The organism is Pseudomonas sp. MWU16-30317 (assembly GCF_020515695.1).
In the GTDB taxonomy this organism is placed as follows: domain Bacteria; phylum Pseudomonadota; class Gammaproteobacteria; order Pseudomonadales; family Pseudomonadaceae; genus Aquipseudomonas.
Genome location: NZ_JAIWJA010000003.1, coordinates 243794 through 257715 on the forward strand (window position 1 = coordinate 243794; position 13922 = coordinate 257715).

The 13922-nt window shown below is 61.0% G+C and carries 16 protein-coding genes; 9 read left to right on the forward strand and 7 right to left on the reverse strand.

Annotated features, from left to right (window positions below; all coding sequences use genetic code 11):
- The first annotated feature begins 2 nt into the window (after positions 1-2).
- The 5 genes from pstA (at position 3) to LIX93_RS10200 (ending at position 5683) form a co-directional block, all read left to right on the forward strand.
- Positions 3-1673 carry a phosphate ABC transporter permease PstA gene (pstA, locus tag LIX93_RS10180; protein WP_226503913.1) on the forward strand — a complete coding sequence of 557 codons (1671 nt, stop codon included), beginning with the start codon at positions 3-5 and terminating at the stop codon, positions 1671-1673.
- Between the two features lie 172 nt (positions 1674-1845).
- Positions 1846-2679 (forward strand): phosphate ABC transporter ATP-binding protein PstB, encoded by an 834-nt coding sequence (gene pstB / locus LIX93_RS10185; RefSeq protein WP_226503914.1) that lies wholly within the window; start codon positions 1846-1848, stop codon positions 2677-2679.
- A 68-nt stretch (positions 2680-2747) separates the two neighbouring features.
- Positions 2748-3506, forward strand: coding sequence for a phosphate signaling complex protein PhoU (phoU, locus tag LIX93_RS10190; RefSeq protein ID WP_226503915.1), 759 nt, complete (start codon positions 2748-2750; stop codon positions 3504-3506).
- A gap of 194 nt (positions 3507-3700) precedes the next feature.
- Positions 3701-4600 (forward strand): response regulator, encoded by a 900-nt coding sequence (locus LIX93_RS10195; RefSeq protein WP_226503916.1) that lies wholly within the window; start codon positions 3701-3703, stop codon positions 4598-4600.
- 180 nt (positions 4601-4780) lie between these two features.
- The gene (locus tag LIX93_RS10200; RefSeq protein ID WP_226503917.1) at positions 4781-5683 is read left to right on the forward strand and encodes a M23 family metallopeptidase; all 903 of its coding nucleotides are present in this window, start codon (positions 4781-4783) and stop codon (positions 5681-5683) included.
- Positions 5684-5797: 114 nt separating this feature from the next.
- Here LIX93_RS10200 and LIX93_RS10205 read toward each other — a convergent pair whose 3' ends face one another.
- The 3 genes from LIX93_RS10205 to phoB all read right to left on the reverse strand — a co-directional run bounded on the left by LIX93_RS10205 (position 5798) and on the right by phoB (position 9373).
- Positions 5798-7138 (reverse strand): hemolysin family protein, encoded by a 1341-nt coding sequence (locus tag LIX93_RS10205; protein ID WP_226503918.1) that lies wholly within the window; start codon positions 7136-7138, stop codon positions 5798-5800.
- A 133-nt stretch (positions 7139-7271) separates the two neighbouring features.
- Positions 7272-8600 carry a phosphate regulon sensor histidine kinase PhoR gene (gene phoR / locus LIX93_RS10210; protein WP_226503919.1) on the reverse strand — a complete coding sequence of 443 codons (1329 nt, stop codon included), beginning with the start codon at positions 8598-8600 and terminating at the stop codon, positions 7272-7274.
- An 83-nt stretch (positions 8601-8683) separates the two neighbouring features.
- Positions 8684-9373 (reverse strand): phosphate regulon transcriptional regulator PhoB, encoded by a 690-nt coding sequence (phoB, locus tag LIX93_RS10215; protein ID WP_226503920.1) that lies wholly within the window; start codon positions 9371-9373, stop codon positions 8684-8686.
- 150 nt (positions 9374-9523) lie between these two features.
- Between phoB and LIX93_RS10220 the strand changes: the two genes are divergently transcribed.
- Positions 9524-9919, forward strand: a complete 396-nt coding sequence (locus LIX93_RS10220; protein ID WP_226503921.1) for a hypothetical protein — start codon at positions 9524-9526, stop codon at positions 9917-9919.
- A gap of 28 nt (positions 9920-9947) precedes the next feature.
- Here the strand turns inward: LIX93_RS10220 and ubiA are convergent, their stop codons facing one another.
- Both ubiA and LIX93_RS10230 read right to left on the reverse strand, forming a co-directional pair.
- A complete protein-coding gene (gene ubiA, locus LIX93_RS10225) occupies positions 9948-10838 on the reverse strand; it encodes a 4-hydroxybenzoate octaprenyltransferase (protein WP_226503922.1) in 891 nt (296 codons plus the stop codon).
- Entirely contained in the window at positions 10829-11392 is a 564-nt protein-coding gene (locus LIX93_RS10230) for a chorismate lyase (RefSeq protein WP_226503923.1), read from the reverse strand. Before LIX93_RS10230 ends, ubiA begins: the two co-directional genes overlap by 10 nt.
- Positions 11393-11528: 136 nt before the next feature.
- On the opposite strand from LIX93_RS10230, the gene LIX93_RS10235 reads away from it, so the two are divergent.
- Both LIX93_RS10235 and LIX93_RS10240 read left to right on the forward strand, forming a co-directional pair.
- On the forward strand, positions 11529-11696 hold the full coding sequence (locus tag LIX93_RS10235) for a rubredoxin (protein WP_226503924.1): 168 nt from the start codon (positions 11529-11531) through the stop codon (positions 11694-11696).
- A gap of 236 nt (positions 11697-11932) precedes the next feature.
- Positions 11933-12208 (forward strand): HU family DNA-binding protein, encoded by a 276-nt coding sequence (locus LIX93_RS10240; RefSeq protein WP_226503925.1) that lies wholly within the window; start codon positions 11933-11935, stop codon positions 12206-12208.
- Positions 12209-12265: 57 nt separating this feature from the next.
- On the opposite strand, the gene LIX93_RS10245 is transcribed toward LIX93_RS10240, so the two are convergent.
- Both LIX93_RS10245 and LIX93_RS10250 read right to left on the reverse strand, forming a co-directional pair.
- Positions 12266-12586: a hypothetical protein gene (locus tag LIX93_RS10245; protein WP_226503926.1), complete on the reverse strand. Its 321-nt coding sequence runs from the start codon at positions 12584-12586 to the stop codon at positions 12266-12268.
- Positions 12587-12662: 76 nt separating this feature from the next.
- On the reverse strand, positions 12663-13049 hold the full coding sequence (locus LIX93_RS10250; RefSeq protein ID WP_226503927.1) for a polymorphic toxin type 44 domain-containing protein: 387 nt from the start codon (positions 13047-13049) through the stop codon (positions 12663-12665).
- 390 nt (positions 13050-13439) lie between these two features.
- Here LIX93_RS10250 and LIX93_RS10255 point away from each other — a divergent pair, with 390 nt between their 5' ends.
- Positions 13440-13901 (forward strand): cell division protein, encoded by a 462-nt coding sequence (locus LIX93_RS10255; RefSeq protein WP_226503928.1) that lies wholly within the window; start codon positions 13440-13442, stop codon positions 13899-13901.
- The last annotated feature ends 21 nt before the right edge of the window (positions 13902-13922 follow it).

Consider the following 13922-nt stretch of genomic DNA (forward strand, 5'->3'; position numbering starts at 1 on the left):
CCGTGAAAAGGGATTCCCTCAAGACTTGGTTCAACAGCGGCGCGCCGGGGGTATGGCTGAGCGCGGGTGCGGTGTCGATCGCCGTGATCATGACTCTCGGCTTGCTGGCCATCCTGGCCGTGCGCGGACTGGGGCTGTTCTGGCCGGCCGATCTGGTGCAGGCCAGCTATCAGGTGCCGGGGCAACCGCCGCACGTCATCCTCGGCGAAGTAGTGCAGCAGGAGTCGGTACCCCGCGAGCGTCTCAAAAGCGCCGGTCAGCCGGTCAATGCCGCAGGCAGCGAATACATGACCCGCACCCTGATCAAGCTCGGCAATCGCGACCTCAATGGCGCCGATTTCACCTGGGTGGTGGGCGACTGGCTGCACGAACAGCAACGGCCGGCGCAGGCGATGACTCTGGAGCGCCGCGAGTGGGGCAACTTCTACGGTTATCTGGTCAACGTCAAGGAAGGCGCTCAAGTGGTGGCCGAAGGCGAAGCGGCCTGGACGCCTTTGCAAGAGCGCCTGCAACGGGTCACCGGGCTGGCCGAACAGTTGCAACAGCTCGAGAAGCAGGACATCGGCGCCATCAATCACGGCCTTGAACGCCTGCGCCTGCAGGCACGCAAGCTGCAATTACAAGGCAAGCTCGACGCGCAGGCGCAAGCCGACATCGATGCCGAGCGGGCCGAGTTCAACGCTCGCTATCAGGACGTCGAAACGCGGCTGGCTGACCTGCATCAGGCAGTCGATCGGGACAGCCTCAGCGTTCGCGACGTCAATGGCAGAGTCATCGAGATCGCCCTCGGCCAGGTCGTGCATGCCTATCAGCCCAATGCCATGGGCACCGTCGCCAAGCTGGGGTTCTATTTCCAGAAACTGTGGGAATTCCTCAGCACCGACCCCCGCGAAGCCAATACCGAGGGCGGGGTGTTCCCGGCCATTTTCGGTACGGTGATGATGACCCTGATCATGGCTGTCATCGTCACGCCGTTCGGCGTGCTGGCGGCCGTCTATCTGCGTGAATATGCGCGCCAGGGGCCGATGACGCGGCTGATCCGCATCGCCGTGAACAACCTGGCCGGGGTGCCGGCTATCGTCTATGGGGTGTTCGGCCTGGGTTTTTTCGTCTATGTGCTGGGTGGTTCATTGGATCGGTTGTTCTTCGCTGAAGCGCTGCCGGCGCCGACGCTGGGGACGCCGGGGTTGCTATGGGCCTCCTTGACCCTGGCGTTGCTGGCGGTGCCGGTCGTCATCGTCGCCACCGAGGAGGGCCTGGCGCGTATCCCGCGCAGCCTGCGTGAAGGCTCGCTGGCGCTGGGCGCGACCAAGGCCGAGACGTTGTGGAAGATCGTCCTGCCCATGGCCAGCCCGGCGATGATGACCGGCATGATCCTCGCGGTCGCCCGTGCTGCGGGCGAAGTGGCGCCGCTGATGCTGGTGGGCGTGGTCAAGCTGGCGCCTTCGTTGCCGGTGGATGGCAACTATCCGTATCTGCATCTGGATCAGAAGATCATGCACCTGGGCTTTCATATCTACGACGTCGGCTTCCAGAGCCCCAATGTCGAGGCCGCGCGACCGCTGGTGTACGCCACGGCGCTGTTGCTGGTGCTGGTGATCGGTCTGTTGAACCTGGCGGCGGTGGCGCTGCGTAATAATTTGCGCGAGAAGTACAAGGCGTTGGATGTATGAGCATTTTTCGCACGCCGCACTGGCCCCTTCGCGGGCAAGCCTTGCTCCCACAAGGCAAGCAGTACTGGAGTCGTACACCTGTAGGAGCAAGGCTAGCCCGCGAAGAGGCCGGTACAGCTTGCCCAAAGCTCCAGAATCTCCCACAAGATACGAGCCCACAGGGGTCTTTCTGATGCAGCAAACACCTCCAGCCCGGGGCTTCAGCTACAACGCCCTGGGCCGCAAGAAGCAAGGACTGCATCTGGCCGACGAAGCCGTCGCCCTGGCCGTGCCCGGTCTCAATCTGTTTTACGACGACACCCAGGTGCTGTTCGATATCGCGCTGAAGATCCCCAAGCAGCGGGTCACGTCCTTTATCGGCCCGTCGGGTTGCGGCAAGTCGACGTTGTTGCGCACCTTCAATCGCATGAACGATCTGGTCGACGGCTGCCGGGTCGAAGGCGCCATCCACCTCGATGGCCACGACATCTATAGCAAGAGCACCGAGGTCGCCGAGCTACGCCGCCGCGTGGGCATGGTGTTCCAGAAGCCCAACCCGTTCCCCAAGACCATCTACGAGAACGTGGTGTACGGCCTGCGCATTCAGGGCATCAAGAAAAAACGCGTGCTCGACGAGGCCGTGGAATGGGCGCTCAAGGGCGCGGCGCTGTGGGACGAGGTCAAGGATCGGCTGCACGAGTCGGCGCTGGGACTGTCCGGCGGGCAGCAGCAACGCTTGGTAATCGCCCGTACGATCGCGGTCGAACCCGAAGTGCTGCTGCTCGATGAACCCTGCTCGGCACTGGATCCGATTTCGACGTTAAAAGTTGAAGAGCTGATCTACGAGTTGAAACATAAGTACACCATAGTCATCGTGACCCATAACATGCAGCAAGCGGCGAGGGTGTCGGATTACACCGCGTTCATGTACATGGGCAAGCTGGTGGAGTTCGGCGATACCGACACGTTGTTCACCAATCCGGCGAAGAAGCAGACCGAAGACTACATCACCGGTCGTTATGGCTAGGGCCTCGACAGGCCAAAAAAGCTCAGGCGGCGTTGCCGCTTTTATCGGTTGCTCCAGGGATTTTCGACATGATCAATAAAGACAGCCTTGCCCATCACATCTCCCAGCAGTTCAACGCCGAATTGGAAGAGGTGCGCAGCCATCTTCTGGCAATGGGCGGGCTGGTGGAGAAGCAGGTCAACGACGCAGTCACCGCGCTGATCGAGGCCGACTCCGGCCTGGCTCAGCAAGTGCGCGACGTTGACGACGAAATCAACCAGATGGAACGCAATATCGACGAAGAATGCTTGCGCATTCTCGCCCGTCGCCAGCCGGCAGCGTCCGATCTGCGGTTGATCATCAGCATTTCCAAGTCGGTCATCGACCTGGAGCGTATCGGCGACGAATCCACCAAGATCGCTCGCCGCGCCATCCAGTTGTGCGAAGAAGGCGAGTCGCCACGGGGTTACGTCGAGGTTCGCCACATCGGTGACCAGGTGCGCTCCATGGTCCGCGACGCGCTGGATGCCTTCGCCCGCTTTGACGCCGACCTGGCGTTGTCGGTAGCCCAGTACGACAAGACCATCGACCGTGAGTACAAGACCGCGTTGCGCGAACTGGTCACCTACATGATGGAAGACCCACGCTCGATCTCCCGCGTGCTCAACGTGATCTGGGTGCTGCGTTCGCTGGAGCGCATCGGCGACCATGCGCGCAACATCTCCGAACTGGTGATTTACCTGGTGCGCGGCACTGACGTTCGTCACCTGGGCCTGGAGCGCATGAAGCAGGAAGTGCAGAGGGATAGCGAACGGGCTAATGTTTCGGCGCGCGCTGACGATAAATAAGATTGCCCCCGTGTATCAACGCCCGGCCTAGGTCGGGCGTTTGCGTTTTCGAGTGGGCACAATTTTATTGCAGGCACCCGTGAACGCGTCACCATCAATGACGGCCCCGGCGTGACGCATCTATGTCGCAAGTAAAAAGCGGCGAATGGCCAGTAGTTAGCGCTATGCTTGCCGGGATTTCAGAGGAGTGGTTGATGGCTAAGGTCAATGTGTTGGTTGTGGATGACGCGCCGTTTATCCGCGACCTGGTAAAAAAATGCCTGCGTAACAGCTTTCCGGGTGTCGCGACCGAAGATGCAGTCAATGGCCGCAAGGCTCAGGCATTGCTGATGCGCGAGTCGTTCGACCTGATCCTGTGCGACTGGGAAATGCCGGAGATGTCCGGGCTGGAGCTGCTCGCCTGGGTCCGCACCCAGGAGCAGTACAAGACCACTCCGTTCATCATGGTCACCAGCCGCGGCGACAAGGAAAACGTCGTGCAGGCCATTCAGGCTGGCGTTTCCGACTTTGTCGGCAAGCCGTTCACCAACGAGCAGTTGCTGACCAAGGTCAAAAAGGCTCTGGCCAAGAGCGGCAAGCTCGATGCGCTGATGTCCGGCGCCTCGGCGCGCAGCAACCCGGCCTTCGCCAACGATTCGCTGAGCGCCCTGACCGGCGGCAAGCCGGCGGAAGTGACGCGCCCGGCGGCGACTTCGCCGCTGATCAATTCGGCGCCAGCTGCACGTCCTGCCGCACCGGCTGCATCGGCGGCGCCAGCTGGCCGTGGTCAGGGGCAACTGCGCCTGGCGGCGGGCACCCAACCTTGCGTGATCAAGGCCTTGAGCCTCAAGGAGGCGTTGCTGGTGGTCAAGCGCGGTGACGTGCTGCCGCAGGTGCTGGAAAGCGCGGTGCTCGATCTGGAGCAGGGTGACAACGCTGAAGTGGCGCGCCTCAATGGTTACCTGCATGCCATCGTCGCCCATGAGCCCAAGCCTGACAGCGAGTGGCTGCAACTGACCTTCCGCTTTGTCGACCAGGACGCCCAGAAGCTCGACTACATCTCGCGCCTGATCGCCCGTGGCTCGCAGCTCAAGCACTTTGTGCCTGGGGCCTGATATTGATGCAGTGCTTCTGCTGGCCTCTACGCGAGCGGAGCTCGTTTCCACAATGGATCACCGAACCTGTGGGAGCGGGTTCTGCCCGCGAAGGCGCCGGTACATTTTGCGAATAATCCTGAGCCCTCCATCTGCTAGGCTTGGCGCTTGATTCCATGACCTGACTGACTGCTCATCGCCATGCTCCAGCGCCTCACCTTGCTTTGCAGTCTCCTGCTGGCCGCCGCTCCCCTGGCCGCCGCACCGACCATCTACAAATACACCGATGCCAATGGCGTGGTGACCTACACCGACAAACCCACCCGTGGCGCGTCGGTGTTCGTGTTTCAGGACCGCATGGTCGAGCACCTCGAGCAGCAGGTGCACCTGGATGTCGATCGGCGCAGCAACAGCGCCATCTTTACCGCCCGCAACGAGCTGTTCGCCCCGGTCGAGGTCGAGTTGCGCCTAAGCGGCTTGAGCAATGCCGCCCCAGGTACGCCGCAGAGCATCCGCAAACTGATACCAGCGCGCAGCAGTGTGCGGTTGTTGGCGCTCAACGCGCAAAAGCCCGGGCAGGCGCTGCGTTATACCCAGGCTTTCAAGTACGCCCTGGGCAACCCCGGGCAGCAACCCGAGGGCTATCTGTACCCGCTGCCCTGGGTCGGCGGGCCGTTTCGCCTGAGTCAGGGGCCTGATGGCGCGTTCAGCCACACTGGGGTCAAGAGCCGTTACGCCATGGACATTGCCATGCCGGTGGGCACGCCGATCATTGCCGCGCGGGCGGGTACGGTGGTGAAGGTCGAGAACGGTCAGGCGGCAGGCGGCAGCGAGGCTTCGGGCAACTTCGTGCGGATCCTGCACGATGACGGCACCATGGGGGTGTATTTGCACTTGATGGAAGGGTCGGTGGTGGTGCGCGAGGGGCAGCAAGTCGCCGTCGGTACGTCGCTTGGGCGCTCGGGCAATACGGGTAACAGCACCGGGCCGCATCTGCATTTCGTGGTGCAGCGTAATACCGGGATGGGCTTGGAGTCGATTCCGTATCGGTTCAGTCAGCCGGTGCAGTCGCTGCCCAATTTTGCGGTGGGTGAGCGGCGCTAGCTGGATCTCTGGAAGCAGGCCCGGCCCTTCGCGAGCAAGCTATGCTCCCACAGTGTCTACCATACACATGTGGGAGCAAGGCTTGCCCGCGAAGAATGGCGCAAGGCCACCGCATCAATCGATTTTGACGACCTTGGCCAGCACGATTTTCGGGCCCTTCATCTTTTTCAGGATGATGCGCAAGCCTTCGACTTCGAGCACTTCCTCTTCCTCGGGTACCCGCTTGAGCGTTTCGTAGATGAGCCCGGCCAGGGTCTCCGCCTCGATGTGGTCAAGGTCGATGCCCAGCAGGCGCTCGAGCTTGAACAACGGCGTATCACCGCGCACCAGCAGCTTGCCGGGCTGATAGGCGAGGATACCGCGCTCGGCCTTGCGGTGTTCGTCCTGAATGTCGCCGACCAGCACTTCCAGCACGTCTTCCATGGTCAGGTAGCCGATCACTTTTGCGTCGGCTTCCTCGACCAATGCGAAGTGCGCTGCGCCTTTGCGGAACTGCTCCAGCAGGCGCGACAGCGGCATGTGCTTGCTGACACGCTCCAGCGGGCGCAGCAGCTCGGCGAGGTTGAAGGTTTCCGGCAGGTGATCCAGTGCTGCCAGTTCCAGCAGCAGGTCCTTGATGTGCAGCAGGCCGACGAACTCGCCGCGCTGGTTGTCGTACACCGGGTAGCGGCTGAACTTGTGGCGGCGGAACAGCGCGAGGATTTCCTTCAGCGGCGCGTTGGCGTCGAGGGTGATGAGGTCTTCGCGGGAGTTGGCCCAGTCGACTACCTCCAGCTCGCCCATCTCCACCGCCGAGGCCAGCACGCGCATGCCTTGGTCGCTAGGGTCCTGGCCGCGGCTGGAGTGCAGGATCAGCTTGAGTTCTTCACGGCTGTAGTGATGCTCGTGATGCGGCCCGGGTTCGCCCTGGCCGGCAATGCGCAAGATGCCGTTGGCGCTGGCGTTGAGCAGGTAGATGGCCGGGTACATGCACCAGTAGAACAGGTACAGCGGCACCGCCGTCCACAGCGAGAGCAGTTCCGGCTTGCGGATGGCCCAGGATTTGGGCGCCAGCTCGCCGACCACGATGTGCAGGTACGAAATCACAAAAAAGGCGCTGAAGAACGATGCGCCCTTGATCACCTCTGGCGACTGCACGCCCAAGGCGCCCAGTACGGGCTCCAGCAGGTGCGCGAAGGCCGGCTCGCCGACCCAGCCCAGGCCCAGCGAAGCCAGGGTGATACCCAGCTGGCAAGCGGACAGATAGGCGTCGAGCTGGTTGTGCACGGTGCGCAGGATCTGCCCGCGCCAGCCGTTCTGCTCGGCGATGGCTTCAACCTTGGTGGAGCGCAGCTTGACCATGGCGAACTCGGCGGCAACGAAGAAGCCGTTGAGCAAGACCAGTACAAGTGCGAAAAGAATCATGCCGAAATCGGCGAAAATCGAGGCGAGGGACAAGCCAGGGGAAGGGTCCATGATGGAGTTTTACGGGTTCCGTATAGCTGATTCGGTTAGGTGTCGTGGCATCCACGCCACCGACAAGAGTCGATCAATGTAGCGGCTGCTGTTTGCCTTGCATAGGGGGTGTCCGTTCAACGGTCGCGGCAAATCAGCCCTCTTCAGGGCTGTAGGCTTCCAGTTGTGTTGCTATTTGTTGCTGAGGAAAGTGGCAAGTGAAGGTGCTGCCACGGTTGGGCACGCTGCTGATCTCCAGGCGGCCACGATGGCGCAGCAACACGTGCTTGACGATTGCCAGGCCCAGGCCAGTGCCGCCGGTATTGGAGCTACGGCTCGAATCGACCCGGTAGAAACGTTCGGTCAGGCGCGGTATGTGCTTGGCCTCGATACCGATTCCCGAGTCCTGCACGCTAAGGTGTGCGCCCTGTGCGTCGTGCCACCAGCGCACATGAATCTGACCGCCGTCGGGGGTGTATTTCACGGCGTTGAACACCAGGTTGGAAAACGCGCTGCGCAGTTCCGGCTCGCTGCCCTTGAGGTGCAAAGTCGGGTCGGCTTCGAGGGTGATGGTCTGATTGCGGGTGCCCGAGAGCGCCCGGGCGTCGCCCTTGATGGTGCGCAGCAGGTGATCGATGGCCACCGGGTGGCTTTCCGAGGGGTAGTCGGTGGCTTCCAGCTTGGCCAGCAACAGCAGGTCGTTGAGCAGCGTCTGCATCCGTTCGCCTTGTGTCTGCATCTGCTGCAATGGTCGCTGCCAGCGGGTCGGCAGGTCGTCGCCGTTGTCGAGCAGGGTTTCCAGGTAGCCGGTGATTACCGTCAATGGTGTGCGCAGCTCGTGGGAGACGTTGGCGATGAAGTCCTTGCGCATCTGTTCGAGCTGATGCAATCGGGTCATGTCGCGTACCAGCAGCAGATGCTCGTTGTTGCCGTAGCGGGTGATCAGCAGTTGCAGGCGCACCTTGTCGTTGACGGGCGAGGGGATCTCCAGGGGGTCGGCGTAGTTGCCATGGGCGAAGTACTCCTTGAAGCGCGGATGGCGTACCAGGTTGGTCACCGGCTGACCGCTGTCCTGGGGGGTCTTGAGGCCCAGCAGCAACTGAGCTGCGGGGTTCCACCACTCGAGGTTGCCGTCGCTGTCGAGCATCACCACGGCGTCACGCAGGGCGGCGGTGGACTCCTGGATGCGGTCGATCACCGCTTGCAGGCGCGCGCGCACACGCTGGTCACGACGCTGCAGGGTGTAGATGCTGTCGAAAACATCGCCCCACAGGCCGACACCTTCAGGCGGCGCCTGATCGGGTTTCTGATCGCGCAACCACAGGTGCAGGCGCAGCAGTTGCTTGAGGGTGTAGGCCAGGTACAGCGCCAGGCCGATAGCCAGGCAGAGCCCATAGTGGCCGGTGAACAGCCCGAGCAGCAGGCAGGTGCCGAGCAGCAACACCATGTGGCGAATCAATATGCCGTGCCAGTTCTGGTTCAATTGCTGTCGCGTCCTTACTCGTCACGCCGGGCCGGCATCGTTCGAGCCGGTCGAGCAGTCTTCATGCCGTTCGGGCCGGGGGATCAGCTTTTGGTAGAGAAGCGGTAGCCAGTGCCGCGCACGGTTTGTACCAGATTTTCGTAAGCATCGCCCAAAGCCTTGCGCAGTCGGCGGATGTGCACATCCACGGTGCGCTCTTCGACATAGACGTTGCCGCCCCACACCTGATCGAGCAGCTGCCCACGAGTATAGGCACGCTCCTGGTGGGTCATGAAGAACTGCAGCAGGCGATATTCGGTAGGGCCCATGTCGGCGGGCTTGCCGTCGATGGTCACGCGGTGGCTGATAGGGTCGAGCAGCAGGCCGCCGATCTCGATCGGCGTTTCGCCATCGCTCGGCCCGGCGCGACGCAGCACGGCCTTGAGCCGCGCGACCAGCTCGCGAGGCGAGAACGGCTTGGTGATGTAGTCGTCGGCGCCCACTTCGAGGCCCTGGATCTTGTTGTCTTCTTCACCCTTGGCGGTGAGCATGATGATCGGGATGTCGCCCGTCATCTCGTCGCGCTTGAGGCGCCGCGCCAGCTCGATACCGGAGGTGCCGGGCAGCATCCAGTCGAGCAGGATCAGGTCGGGCTTGCGATCGACGATGATGGCGTGAGCCTGCTGGGCGTTTTCAGCCTCGAGGCAGTCGTAGCCGGCCATTTCCAGCGCGACGGCGATCATTTCGCGAATCGGCGCTTCGTCGTCAACGATCAGAATGCTCCTGCCAGCCATGCTCAAACCTCGTGGTGATCGGGTGTCTTGCGCCGCATTAGATAACGGAATTATTGCAGTCGTGTGACAGGGGAACTGTAGGGTACCAACTTAGTCGAAAACGGCTAAGCTGTTATTCCTTCAGGGCATACACTCAAGAGGTGATTTTCAATGGTTCAACGTACCTTGACCTGGATGGCGCTCGCGGGCGCCGTCGTCCTGGCAATGCCGGGCCTGGCAATGGCTGAACGTCCCAAAGCCAACGATGGCATGGTGGTCGACAGCAAGGGCATGACGCTTTACACCTATTCCGATGACACCCCTGGCAACTCGGCGTGCAACGACAAATGCGCGCAAAACTGGCCGCCTGTACTCGCTTCCGCCAGCGACACCGGGACTGAGAACGGTGACTGGAGCATCATCACCCGCAAGGACGGTAAAAAGCAGTGGGCGCTGATGGACAGCCCGCTCTACACCTATATCGGCGACAAGAAGAAAGGCGACATGACCGGTGACGGCAAGGGCGAAGGCAAATGGGCCATGGCGACCATGGACGGCGCCGACTGATCGCGCCCGGCGCCGCGCTGATCCCGCCTCAGCGCAACGCGTAGTCCAGCACGATCCCGAGGAAAATCAGCAGCCCCGCCCAGTGATTGTGCAAAAACGCCTTGAAACACGCCATGCGCTCGCGCTGGCGTGTTTGCCAATACTCCCAGGCAAAACACAGCGCCGCGCCCAGCAGCCCGAGCTGGTACCAGTGGCCCAGCCCGAATTGATTACCCGCCAGCAGCAGGCACACCAGCGTCAGGCCCTGCAGGATGGCGATAATCATGCGATCCGCCTCACCGAACAGAATCGCCGTCGACTTGACCCCGATCAGCAGATCGTCATCGCGGTCGGTCATCGCGTAATACGTGTCGTAGGCCACCGTCCACAGCAGATTGGCGATATACAGCAGCCATGCCGCCGCCGGCAGATGCCCGGTCTCGGCGGTGAACGCCATGGGCATGCCCCACGAAAACGCCGCGCCCAGCACCACTTGCGGGTAATAGGTGTAGCGCTTCATGAACGGGTAGCTGGCGGCCAGTACCAGGCCTCCGATCGACAGCCACAGGGTGGCCGCGTTGGTGCACAGTGCCAGCCCGAAACTGATGATGATCAGCACCGCAAACAACGCCAGGGCCTCACGGGTGCGAATCCTGCCGGCCGCGATAGGCCGCTGCGCAGTGCGTTTGACGTGACCGTCGACCTTGCGATCGGCCACGTCATTGATCACGCAACCGGCCGCGCGCATGAAGATCACCCCCAGCACGAAGATCACCACATTGCCCAGCGACGGCCTGCCGGCGCCGGCTATCCATAGCGCCCACAACGTCGGCCACAACAGCAGATAGATGCCGATGGGCTTGTCGATGCGCGTCAGCTGGACGAAGTCCCAGGCGCGAGGGTGCAGGCGGTTGAGGGACTTGAGCAGGTTCAGGTACATCCAGGGCTCTCCTGAGAGGGAAGGGCGGCGTGCCACAGTGCCGGCAGGAACACTTCGGCCACCAGCACCCCGAGGCCATCGCGGTCGAAGCGCGAGCGGCGCGCCCACAGGCCGGCCTGCGCGATCTCTGCAGGTAGCCAGGCGGCTGGATAGTGGCAGGTTTGCAGGGGCTGGCGGGTGAAGGCCGGGTCACTGAACAGTAGCTCGCCCAATGAGCGGCTGCCGAGCACATCGAGGCGCAGGTCGGTGGCTTCGAGCGCCGCCTGACCCGCGATGCTGCGGGCGAACACCCAAGGCGTGTCGACGCCCAGCAGATACACCTCGCGCACCCAGCCGATGCTGGCGCCGGGCAATTGCAGCGCCGCGCACTCGTCGTCGCGCAGGGTTTGCCAGCCCTCGAAGAGTGGCCGCACCGTGAATCGGCCCGCAGCCAGGCGGGTCAGGCGCCGCGTCAGCGAGCCTGGGTCCAGCAGCCAGTCGAGGGTCGTGGGATCGGTATCGGGAGCGCCATCGCGCCATGTCGGGGAATGCAATTCGTGCGGCACAATGAACATCTGTGACGGCCAGAGAGGGCGCGAGCTTAGCATGATTGGCGCATGGCTCGCGCTGGCGCAGGGCTTGCATCCTCCTCGCCACATCAGTAAAAGACCCCTTTTGAGCGCGTCGACCGCGTCGATATGAGGAATCAGCATGAAAAAGTGGCAATGCATCGTCTGCGGCCTGATCTATGACGAACGCGACGGCTGGCCGGATGACGGTATCGCCCCCGGCACCCTGTGGCAGGACGTCCCCGAAGACTGGCTGTGTCCCGACTGCGGCGTCGGCAAGATGGACTTCGAAATGATAGAGATCGGCTAAGCGCGCCGCGGCGTCCATTGACCTTGAATCAAGCGGCTGGATGGTTGTCAGGGCTGTCTATCGGAATAACCCTGATTTTTCTGTCACAAACCGCTGTTGCCTACTGGCGCGGCATTGCATGGCGTGCCATCCTCACTCGGTCTGCCGCGGCTTAGAGCCTGCGGCGCTCACCGCGCCGTTGCGGGGGTCATGGCAACGGACATAAAAACAAAAATCTATAACAAGAGGCTTTACCCATGCGCAAACCAGATCTGGCAACCGCAATCGCTGAAAAAGCAGACCTCACCAAAGAACAAGCCAACCGCGTACTCAATGCCGTGCTCGAAGAGATCACCGGCGCGCTGCACCGCAAGGACAGCGTCACCCTGGTCGGTTTCGGCACCTTCCTGCAGCGTCACCGCGGCGCGCGTACTGGCAAGAATCCGCAGACGGGCGAGCCGGTGAAGATCAAGGCCAGTAACACCGTGGCGTTCAAGCCTGGGAAGTTTTTGAAGGATAGTGTCAATCCTTGATACCAGGCTGATGCATGATGAATGGGCATTCCGGTCGGGCTGGAATGCCCATTTTGCTTACGGCTGCGTAGCCGTCAGGTCGATATCGAAGAACTTCACGCCTTCATCTTGATAGGTAGCTCTACTGGAAAAATCCAGGACTTGGCCCACCACCAACACCTTGATTCGGCCCCCTTCAACCTTTATCACTGCAGGTTCTCGCGTGCGCAAAAATGCATGACTATCCTGCAGCTCTCCCACCGATGAGCTACCGGCCATAGTACGGCGAATAAAGTAATGATAAACGAATGGTACTGTGGCTCCGCCCGAGTCTTGAATTGCGCCATATACGCTTACGTGATCGTTGACTGGAACGTCCAGAACGACCTTGGCTAGCAAGGGTTGTTCGTGACTTGTGGTCCATATCCAAAAGGCTTGGCACAAGCAAATAAAAGCGAGTGCCACTATAATAGAACTAGAAACCCTTTGCTTTGGCATAGCTGATCCCCTCTTTTATCCATTCTTGATCTTTTGGATCATCGCCATAAGGGGCATTCAACCACCAGAATCCGTTCTGCGATTCCCGAGTTCCAGCTCTTGACTGGGCCCAGCCGGCTCCACGTAAAAGAACACTCGGTGACATGCCTGCGGCTGTACCGCAGGCGCCATAGTTGAAATTACCGAAAGCCTCGTAGCAACGATTTACTTTCTTGTAATCCCACTCGCCACCGTTTCTTACCTTGGTATAAAACCAGCTGAAAAGAAAAGCGTCCCCTCCATTCCGGAAGTAGGCACGCTGCCAGCTGGAAAATCGCATATTGATGTCGACGCTGACGTTCGGGGGGGATTCTGGAATGTTCATCAATGATATTAGCTTTGGTCTTGGTTTAAATTTTTAGGTAAGTGGCATGCAATGACTGGAGGACGGATAGACAATACCTGTCATGGAAATAAAATCAAGAGTGGAAATTTTTTTTTACAAGTTGAAATGCCTCATCGATAGGTGCAGGAAAATTCTGTTGTTGTGGTAGTGCAGGTTGTTTAGTTGGTTTGTTGGTGTGGATTATTGCCATCTACTTAATATTTTGCGATAGCCTCCCGGCCCTGAAGTCAGGGCTGTCCTTATTTCTGAGTAGTGAAAGTCTCAGAGTTTCCTTCTTTGGGATTAACCCGTCCCCGCGACTGACTTTTCGCCACCTCGACAGCGACTCGTTATACTCGCCGCCTCTCACCGATGCCCCGAGGACCCGGAATGCCGTTATCTCCCTCAACGCTGCGACGCGTCCTGGTGACTTGGCTCTATGCCGTTGGCTTCACCCACTTCCTGGGAGGCGTGCTGCTCAGCTGGGCCGGCCACTCCGGGCTGCTGGACCACTACCTGAGCAGCGTTGAACACGCCTTCTGGACCACCGACGTCCCCGCAGCCGCTCGGGCCCAGCAGGTCTGGTGGGTCGCGCTGTTCGGTGCCACCTTACAGGCCTACGCCTTCTGCATGCTGGCGCTGGTGCACCTCGGCAGCACCTTGAAGCGCCCCATGGCCTGGGGCTGGCTGATGGCTGGCCTGCTGCTATGGGCGCCGCAGGATATCGTCATTTCCCTCAGTGCGGGCATGTGGTCGCATTTGCTGGTTGATCTCTTGGCGTTGCTGGTGTTGCTGCCGCCACTGTTCTGGCTCTATCGCCACGACCGCCAGCATCTCATTAATCAGCCCTGAGCCGTCAGCGCCGTATTCGAG